We start from the raw sequence: 9,580 nt of genomic DNA on the forward strand, positions 1-9,580 counted from the left end.
CTCCTGCAACTGCGGTGACCCCACGGCCGGGCCGATCGGGACCGAGGCGGCAGGACGCGGTGCGTGGCCTCTCCTGGTCCGCGCGGGTCAGGCCCAGGGCCTGACAGAGTGTGATGTCAGGCGGCACCCGCCTCGCTGCCGGGCGGCCCACCGGCACCGCCACACCGCCCCGCGAGGAGGGGGTGTGCGTGGGAACGGGGCTGTCTGTGTCCTCCTTGGCCCTTGGTAGGACAAAGACGAATCGGACGCCGAACCCACCATGAGGACCTAGGGAGACGCTCTCCCACGCATCCGCCATCGACGCACGAGCCCTCGCCCGGTCCGCGACCAGCCTCAGCCGCACCGTCGGACGTCACGACAAGTGACAGCAGGACGGGAAGGGGGCTTCTGGGGCGGCTCCACCAGCTAGCTGGTGGAGTCAGCTCTCGCGGGTGGCTTCGAGTGCCGCATCCACGGCTTCGGGTACCGCGTCCACGGCGGGTTCGGGCACAGCGCCGGCGAGGGCCGTCGCGGCCGGCTCGGCGAGAGGGGCACCCGCCTCGGCGGGGGCTGTGGCGGCCGGCTCGGCGAGAGCGCCCTTGGCCGGGCGTCGGCGGCGGACCGGGGGTGTGACCCCGTCGGCGAGGCGGCGCGCGGTGACGAGGAAGCCGGTGTGGCCGACCATGCGGTGGCCGGGGCGGACCGCGAGGCCCTCGACATGCCAGTCCCGCATCATCGTCTCCCAGGCGGCGGGCTCGGCGAACGTGCCGTGCCCCCGCAGGGTCTCCACGACCCGGGAGAGCTGCGTGGTGGTGGCGACGTAGGCGCAGACCACCCCGCCGGGAACGAGCGCCGCGCTGACGGCGTCCACGACGTCCCAGGGCGCGAGCATGTCGAGGATGACCCGGTCGACGTCCCGCTCGGTCGTCTCGGCCAGGTCGCCGACGATGATCGTGTGCGCGGGATGCGGCCCGCCGAAGAACGTCTCGATGTTGCGCGCGGCGATGGCGGCGAAGTCCTCCCGCCGCTCGTAGGAGATCAACCGGCCGGCGTCCCCGATGGTGCGTAGCAGGGAGCAGGACAGCGCGCCCGAGCCGACGCCGGCCTCCAGCACCCGGGCACCCGGGAAGATGTCCGCGTAGGTGACGATCTGGCCCGCGTCCTTGGGGTACACGACGGTCGCCCCGCGGGGCATCGACAGCACGAAGTCCACGAGCAGAGGGCGCAGTGCCAGGTAATCGGTGCCGCCGGTACTGGTGACGACGATGCCCTCGGGCTGGCCAAGCAGCGCGTCATGCTCGACAGCGCCGCGGTGGGTGTGGAACTGCTTACCCGGCTCCAGAACGACGGTGTGCTTGCGCCCCTTGGGATCGGTGAGCTGGACTCGGTCGCCCTTGGTGAACAGACCGCGACGATGAGCCGCGCCGGTGGGGCCGGGGCGAAGATCGGAATTGGTCACCGGTGCGCCACCATGCGCGCGGCGGCGGCCGGGTCGAGGCGGGCGACCAGGTCGACCATGGCAAGCACGCCCACCGGCCGACCGCTCTGCAGCACCAGGTACTCCGAGGCGGGCATGCGCTGCACGGCAGCGAGCAGATCCTCGCCCTCCAGATCGGCGTCGAGCACCATTCCGGGCGCGATCTCCCGGCTCACCTCGTCCACGGACATCCACGGCCTCCGATGCTCGGGCAGCGCGTCGACCGCCGAGCCATTCATGATCTTGATGGGGTTTCCGTCCCGGTCGATCACCGCGACGGCGGTGGCGCCGACCTCCTGAGCCCGCCGCAACGCCTCGGCCAGTGGCACGGCACCCTCGACGGGCAGCGTCCGGCGCACCAGCCGGCCGGCGGACAGTCCCGGCAGCCGACCGCGCAGCTGGGCCGACCGCAACGACTGGAAGGCCGCGAACGCCAGGAACGCCGCCAGAGCATACGTGTAGAACAGGCCGAAGCTGTCGCCAGAGATCGTCGTCCCCCAGACGACCATGCCCGCGGCCACCACGAAGCCGCCGTAGGCGCCGGCCCGCAGCCCGCGCAGCTTGTCCCCGGTCACCGCCCACACGGCGGCGATGACCACCCGCCCACCGTCCAACGGCACGCCGGGGGCCAGGTTGAACACGAACAGCGCCAGGTTGATGACGCCGAGATCGCGCAGCACCACCCCGACGTGGGTGTCGTCGCCGATGCTGAGCAGGCCAAGGAAGCACAGCCCGGCGAGCAGGCCGTTGAGCGCCGGACCGGCGAAGGCGATGAGGAACTCACGGCCGGGGCTGCGAGGTTCGGGCTCGAACTCGGTGAACCCGGCGAACCCGTGCAGCGTCACCGAGCGGACGGTGTGTCCGAAGGCGAGCGCGGTCAGGCAGTGACCGATCTCGTGGACGAGCAGGGAAGCCAGAAAGCCGAGGGAGATCACCGTGGCCATCGCGAGGACCTGGCCGTCCGACGCCGTCGGCAGCCGGTCCCGGATGGAGCCGGAGAGCAGGTAGGCCACCAACAGGGCGAAGACCAGCGCGAGCGGCGACACCATGATCGGGACACCTCGGATGCGCCCGATCATCACCCCGGACGGGCGCTCGCCTGGGTGCCGCGACGCACCACCCGTGCCACCGTGGGCATCCGAGCCGGCGCCACCGCGCTGATCCGTCATGGAACCGATGCTACGGACCGGATCCGGCCGCGTCTGCCGGCCCTGTCCACGCCTGTGACCAGCGGGGGTGGGGCGAGGCCGTGGCGTCGCCCCGGCACGGCGCACCGGTGTCCACTCGGATGCCCCGCGACCGGGGCACGCGAGGCGCCGCCGCCGCCGGTCGGGGCCGACCCACGGGAGTGTCGGAGGCGGGTTCTAGGGTCGGGACATGACCACGACGCCGCCGCCCGGTTCCGCGGCATCCAGCGGTTTCTCGGTGCCGCCCGCCGCGTCGGCCGGCCCGCGCAGCGCCGACCGACCACTGATCGGTTCGCTGTCGCCGTCGCGGGCGGCCGACTTCGTCAACTGCCCGCTGCGCTACCGCTTCCGCGTCGTCGACCGGCTGCCCGAACCGCCGAGCGAGGCGGCCAGCCGCGGGACTGTCGTGCACTCGGTGCTGGAGAACCTGTTCGACCTGCCCCCGGCCGGGCGAACCCTCGAGGCGGCCCGCACGCTGGTCGAGCCGGCCTGGCAGGCACTGCGCGAACGGGAGCCGGCGGTCGAGGCGCTCTTCGACGGCCCGGACGCGCTGGCCGCCTGGCTGGATTCGGCGCGCGAGCTGCTCGCCGGGTACTTCGCGCTGGAGGATCCAGCCCGGCTCGCCCCGTCGGCCCGCGAGCTCTACGTGGAACACGTGCTCGACTCCGGGCTGCGGTTGCGCGGCTACGTGGATCGGCTCGACGAGGCGTCGACCGCGCAGGGCCTGGCTCTGCGGGTGGTCGACTACAAGACCGGCCGCTCGCCGGGCCCGGCGTTCGAGGGCTCGGCCATGTTCCAGATGCGGTTCTACGCCCTGTTGCTGTGGCGGAGCCGCGGTGTGGTCCCCCGGGAGCTGCGCCTGTACTACCTCGGCGATCGCACCTGGCTGCGGGCCGCCCCGGACGAGGCGGACCTGCGGGCCACCGAACGGCGGATCGAGGCGCTGTGGGCAGCGATCGACCGCGCCCACCGCACCGGAGACTGGCGGGCCACCCCGAACCGCCTGTGCTCCTGGTGCCACCACCAGGCGCTGTGCCCGGCGTTCGGCGGCACGCCGCCGCCGCTGCCCCAGCAGGCGCCCGCGGTCCCTCTCGACGAGGCGGCCCCGGCGGTCTGCGAGGCCGAGGGCTGAGCCCCCGCCGGGGGACAGCGCCGGCGGCGGCGAACAAGGAGTAACGATAAGAGGAATGCGGCGGTGTCACGGGATTCCGGATCGATCCCGAGATGCCGATCATCCTTGGCTCGTTGAGAACTCCGACGGCAAGATCAGGGGGATTCGGACCGAGCGGCCGAGGGCCGGATCCCGCCGAGCGCGGCAGTCCGCGTGCCGAAACATCTACAGAGGACGATGGGACGGTCCCGCCCCCAGCGGCGGGCAGGGCCATCGCCAGACGCGCCGAGCGCATGAGGAGAGGACGTCACGATGGCCCGACGGACCGAATCATCCCCAGGTGGGAGGCAGGACGCGGGCAAGGGCGCCCCGCGCGGTCGCCCACCGCGGGTGGCGCGGACCGCCGAGCGCGGGGACGACCGCCGCGAGCAGGCCGCCGCGGGCAGCACCGGCGGCGCAGTCCCGGCGGCGCGGGCCGATCGGCTGACGAAGGTCTACGGCACCGGGGACACCACCGTCACGGCGCTGCGCGGAATCGATCTGGCCTTCCCCCGCGGCCGCTTCACGGCGATCATGGGGCCGTCTGGCTCCGGGAAGTCCACGCTCATGCACTGCCTGGCCGGCCTGGACACGGTGACCCGCGGGCGGGCGTTCATCGGCGACGTCGACCTGTCCCGGCTGTCGGACAAGGAGCTCACCCGGCTGCGCCGAGACCGGATCGGTTTCATCTTCCAACAGTTCAACCTGCTGCCGACGCTGACCGCGGCGGAGAACATCACGCTGCCGCTGAGCATCGCGGGCCGCGCCCCGGACCAGGCCTGGATGCGCACCGTCGTCGACGCGGTCGGCCTCGCCCCCCGGCTGGGGCACCGGCCGAGCGAGCTGTCCGGTGGTCAGCAGCAACGGGTCGCCTGCGCCCGCGCCCTCGTCACCCGGCCCGAGATCATCTTCGCCGATGAGCCGACCGGAAACCTGGACTCGCGCTCGGGCGCCGAGGTGCTGTCGTTCCTGCGGGACTCGGTCACCGAGCTCGGGCAGACGATCGTCATGGTGACGCACGACGCCACGGCCGCCTCCTACTCGGACGAGGTGATCTTCCTCGCGGACGGCCTGCTCGTCGACGCGGTCGAACAGCCGACCGCGGACGAGGTGCTCGACCGGATGAAGCACCTCGACGCCGCCCAGCGCGGGTTGCTCCCCGATGACGCCAACACACCCCAGGAACCTGACGACTACGACGACCCTCACCACGACGACCACCACCGCCATGACGACCGGGGCCGCCGGGACGACCGACATGGGTGGGGCCCACGCGATCGTCCGGCCGACCGCGGCCGCGGCGTGGTGACCGGCCCGCGAGGCTACCCGGCGGCCGACGACCGGCCCGGCGACTACGACTACGACTACCCCGATCAGCGCTACGGCAACGGCAGCCGGCCAGCGCCCTATGACGGCCGCTACGCCGAGCCGTTCACCGGGGAGCTCGACTCCGTGCCGGGGTCTGAGAACGGGCCGCTGGACGAGACCGGGCCGCTGGACGAGCAGGAGCCGAACGGCGGGCGCTACGGCGGACCGGCGGGCGACCCACGGCGGCGCCGGCCGATACCGCGACCCCTCGGCCCGCGCGACGCCGACGACACCGGCTACGGTGCCCCGGGCGGCTACCGGGCGGACGGGCCGGGGTCGGCGGGCTGGGCCTGAGCCGATGCTGCGCGCCACCCTCAAAAGCCTGCTGGCCCGCAAGATCCGGCTGGTCCTGTCCATGCTGGCGGTCGTTGTCGGTGTGAGCTTCGTCACGGGAACCCTGGTCCTGACGGACACGCTAAACCGGACATTCGACTCCCTGTTCGCCGATATCAACAAGAACGTCAGCGTCGCGGTCCGGGTCGTCAACCAGATCGACCCGACGAGCGACTCCGGCCGACCACCGCTACCCGCGTCGGTCCTCGACACCGTCGCCAAGGTCGACGGGGTGCGGGCGGCCGTCGGGTCGGTCGACGGCCAGGCCATGCTCGTCAACCCGCGCACCGGCAAGCCGGCGAAGGAGGGCGGGGCGCCGGGGCTGGGCACCAACTGGACCGGCGGCCAGCCGACCGCATCCGAGCAGCTCGCCGAGGGCCGCGCCCCGGGTCCCGGGGAAATCGTGGTGGATCGGGCGACCGCGCGGGATCTGCACCTGGCCCTCGGTACGCGGATCTCCGTGCAGACCAAGGGGGTGCCCGCGACCTACACGCTGGTCGGCACGTTCCGAGTGGCCGGACAGGACAGCCTCGGCGGCGCCGCCCTGACCGCGTTCGACACCGCCACCGCCCAGCGGGTGCTGCTGGCCCCCGGCCAGTTCAGCTCCGTCCATCTGGCAGCCGTCCCCGGCCTCGGCCAGCAGGAGCTGCGCGCGCGGGTCGCCGCCGTGCTCCCCGCCGGCGACGAGGCGATCACCGGCACGCAACTGGCGAAGGAGAGCGCCAGTGCGGTGCAGCAGGCGATCGGCGGCTTCTCGACCTTCCTGCTGATCTTCGCGGCGATCTCGGTGTTCGTCGGGGCTTTCATCATCTTCAACACGTTCACCATGCTGGTGGCGCAGCGGGTGCGGGAGCTGGCACTGCTGCGGGCGATCGGCGCAAGCCGGCGTCAGGTACAGGTGTCGCTGCAGGTGGAGGCGGCTCTGGTCGGTTTCGCCGGGGCGAGCGTGGGGCTGCTGTTCGGCGCAGGGCTCGCCGTGCTGCTCAGGGCCGCGGTCGGAGCGTTCGGCGTGGACCTGCCCAGCGGCCCGCTGGTCTTCGACGCGCGCACGATCATCGCCGCCTACGCCGTGGGAGTCCTGATCACCTCGGCCGCGGCCTTCGTGCCGGCGCGCAAGGCGGCCTCCGTTCCGCCGATCGCGGCCATGCGGGAGACCTACGTGCTGCCGACACGCTCGCTGCGTACCCGGGCCGTCGCCGGGACAGCCCTCACTGCGCTCGGGGTGCTGCTGCTGGTCCTCGGTACCGCGTCGGCAGGCAAGTCTGGAGCAACCTCCGTCGGGGTCGGCGCCGCGGGGATCTTCCTCGGCATCGCCACCCTGTCGCCCCTGCTGTCCGGCCCGATCATCCGGGTGCTCGGCGCGCCGTTCGTCGCACTGTTCGGCACCACCGGCCGGCTCGGCCGGGAGAACGCGATGCGCAATCCGCGGCGCACCGCCTCGACCGCCTCCGCCCTCATGATCGGCCTCGCCCTGGTCGGCGCCTTCTCGATCCTCGGTCAATCGATCAAAGAGTCGGTGCGGACGACCGTGCAGAACAGTCTCGGCGCCGACTTCTTCCTGACCGGCCAGGGCTTCGGCCAGGGCTTCAGCGGCCAGGTGGCGCGCGACCTGGCCGGCAAGCCCGGCATCGAGGTCGCGACCGGGCTGCGCGGCGGCCTGGTGAAGGCCGGCGGACGCGACGCCCAGGTGCTCGCCGGGGATCCGGCCGGCCTACCCCGGGTACTGGCGCTCAAGAAGGTGGCCGGGGACCTCCACGCCCTCAGCGACCGCACGATCCTTGTGGATGACACCACCGCCGCCGACCGCCACCTCACCGTCGGCCAGAAAATCCCCGTCACCTTCCCCGACGGCACCCAGGACCTCACCCTCGCCGGGACGTACAAGAAGAGCCAGGTGGCCGGCTCCTGGATCATCTCCACCGGCCAGCTCGCCCGCCACTCCACCGACGACCTTGACCTGTTCGTGCTGATCAAACGCGCCGACGGGGCCGACCCCGCGGCCGTACGCACCGAGATCGACAAGGTCGTCAAGCCGTACGCCACGGTCGAGGTGCGCGACCAGTCGGAGTTCGTCGCCCAGCAGGAGAAGCAGATCGACCAGCTGCTCGGCTTCATCTACGTCCTGCTGGCCCTGGCGGTGGTCATCGCTCTGTTCGGCATTGTGAACACGCTCGCCCTGTCCGTGATCGAACGGACCCGGGAGATCGGGCTGCTGCGCGCCGTGGGCATGAGCCGTGGGCAGATGCGGGCCATGGTCGTCATGGAGTCGACGATCATCTCGGTCTTCGGCGCCGTGCTCGGGGTCGCCGTCGGCAGCGTCTTCGGCTGGGCCCTGACCAAGGCGCTGGCCTCCCAGGGCATCAACACGTTCGCCTACCCGGTCCCGACGATCGTCCTCGTCATCATCGTCGGCATCGTGCTCGGCATCCTCGCCGCCGTCTTCCCCGCCCGCCGCGCCGCCAGAATGGACGTCCTCCGCGCCATCTCCACCAGCTAACCCATCGCCCGGCGGCGAGCGGCGGCGAGCGGCGGCGAGCGGCGGCGAGCGGCGGCGAGCGGCGGCGGCGATTGCTGGAGGTTGTTGGCGGTTCAACCGCAGCAGGAGGTCACCAACCTCCAGCAATCGGCCGCCGTTCCCGAGCAACCACCTCCGCAGCCCATCTTCGGAGTCACCCCACAAGTCCGCAGCCCCTGGGGGGTCTCAACCCGGAGTCGCGGCAAGCAGACGACTCACCGTCGCCACCACATAGGCGGAACGCATCACCACGTCCTCCCAGGTGAATCTCAGCACTCGCCAGCCGCGAGCGAGCAGGGCATTCTGCCGGATCCGATCACGGAACAGCGCGTCCGGCTGACTGTGCACGGCGGCCCCGTCTGCCTCGACCGCGACCCGGGCCTCGGGCCAGGCCAGATCCACGCGCGCCAGCAGACGCCCGCGCCGGAAAGCTGTTGGCCCAGATACGAGCGGCCCGGGAACGGGCGACCCAGATACGGGCGGCCCGGGAACGGGCGACCCAGATACGGGCGGCCCGGGAACGGGCGACCATGCGCCGGCCGCGGCGGTACGGCGACCCCGTTGCCCCGTTACCGACCCAGCCGACTCCGACGAAGACGAACCGGCCGATTCAGTCGATTCGGCCGGCCCAACCGGTCCCTCCGAGCCGTCCTCCGGACGCGGATGCGCCCCGTCCCCGTCCCACACGGGCCACTGGACCTCGGGAGGCGGCAGGTCGGCGTCCGCCAGCAACAGCCGGAGCCGGCTCTCGAGGGGCGACTCGGCCCGGCCGTCGACCAGGTCGAACCAGTCGCGTCGGAGGGCGATGCCCCAGCGGCCGGTGGCCATGGCTCGCAGCCCATCGAGGTCCGCCAGCCGTCGTCGGTGCAGTGCCGCGTCCAGGAGGCTGACCGCCGACTCACGATCGGCGGTCAGCACGAGGTCGAGCACAGTGCGTTCGACGGTCGTGATCGGGAACCCCTGACGGACGCAGCGCTCCGCCGGAACGCACTCGCCGAAGTGGAAGACGATCCCAGGCCTGCGGATGACGCCCGCCGCGCGGGGCAGCAACAGGTGTACCGGTTCCACCAGCGGGGCGGCCGGTTGCCGGGACGCTCGTCGGCCGGCCGGCTCCCCCATGCGTACGTGCTTCGCTCCCGCGGCGATCTCGGGCACGGCGTCTGGTGCGGCGGGGCGCGCCGCACCGGCATGAGGGAGAGCGTCGAGACCCCACAGCCGCCCAGCCGTCGGCCCGCAGATAACCCCGTCGGGACGCGCGCTCAGTGCGGCGCGCGCGGGTCCGCGCACCGGATGTGCGCCCGGGAGAAGGTAGGCACCGCGGCAGGGGCGCGTCCAACCATGGTCCCTGCACAACGACGTGAGCTGTCGCTGGGTGATTCCGAGCTCCCGGACCTGCAGCCAGGTGAGCATTCCGTCCTGCGCGGCTGCCAGTCGACCGGCCGCGTCCAGCAGTGAAGATCCGCGGAGCAGAGGCATGTGCTCCAGATTCACCCCGCGGCGGCGCTCCTGGCCGAGATTTCCCCTACCTGTGGACAACCCGCCGTCATCCACACCCCAGCAAGCCTGCCGAC

6 protein-coding genes are annotated in these 9,580 nt (G+C 72.4%); 3 read left to right on the forward strand and 3 right to left on the reverse strand.

The window, feature by feature from the left end; genetic code table 11:
- Positions 1 to 418 precede the first annotated feature (418 nt).
- Positions 419 to 1,438, reverse strand: a complete 1,020-nt coding sequence (locus NBZ85_RS22075) for a tRNA (adenine-N1)-methyltransferase (protein WP_261558745.1) — start codon at positions 1,436 to 1,438, stop codon at positions 419 to 421.
- Positions 1,435 to 2,625 (reverse strand): site-2 protease family protein, encoded by a 1,191-nt coding sequence (locus NBZ85_RS22080; RefSeq protein ID WP_261558744.1) that lies wholly within the window; start codon positions 2,623 to 2,625, stop codon positions 1,435 to 1,437. Before NBZ85_RS22080 ends, NBZ85_RS22075 begins: the two co-directional genes overlap by 4 nt.
- Before the next feature lie 208 nt (positions 2,626 to 2,833).
- On the opposite strand from NBZ85_RS22080, the gene NBZ85_RS22085 reads away from it, so the two are divergent.
- From NBZ85_RS22085 to NBZ85_RS22095, 3 genes are all read left to right on the forward strand, one after another.
- Positions 2,834 to 3,775 (forward strand): RecB family exonuclease, encoded by a 942-nt coding sequence (locus NBZ85_RS22085; RefSeq protein WP_261558743.1) that lies wholly within the window; start codon positions 2,834 to 2,836, stop codon positions 3,773 to 3,775.
- Positions 3,776 to 4,066: 291 nt separating this feature from the next.
- Positions 4,067 to 5,455: an ABC transporter ATP-binding protein gene (locus NBZ85_RS22090; RefSeq protein ID WP_261558742.1), complete on the forward strand. Its 1,389-nt coding sequence runs from the start codon at positions 4,067 to 4,069 to the stop codon at positions 5,453 to 5,455.
- A 4-nt stretch (positions 5,456 to 5,459) separates the two neighbouring features.
- Complete coding sequence (locus NBZ85_RS22095; protein ID WP_261558741.1) at positions 5,460 to 7,991, forward strand: ABC transporter permease; 2,532 nt, start codon at positions 5,460 to 5,462, stop codon at positions 7,989 to 7,991.
- Positions 7,992 to 8,195: 204 nt separating this feature from the next.
- On the opposite strand, the gene NBZ85_RS32785 is transcribed toward NBZ85_RS22095, so the two are convergent.
- Complete coding sequence (locus tag NBZ85_RS32785; protein WP_308205207.1) at positions 8,196 to 9,485, reverse strand: DUF559 domain-containing protein; 1,290 nt, start codon at positions 9,483 to 9,485, stop codon at positions 8,196 to 8,198.
- Positions 9,486 to 9,580: the final 95 nt, after the last annotated feature.

This window comes from Frankia tisae (genome assembly GCF_025403405.1).
In the GTDB taxonomy this organism is placed as follows: domain Bacteria; phylum Actinomycetota; class Actinomycetes; order Frankiales; family Frankiaceae; genus Frankia; species Frankia tisai.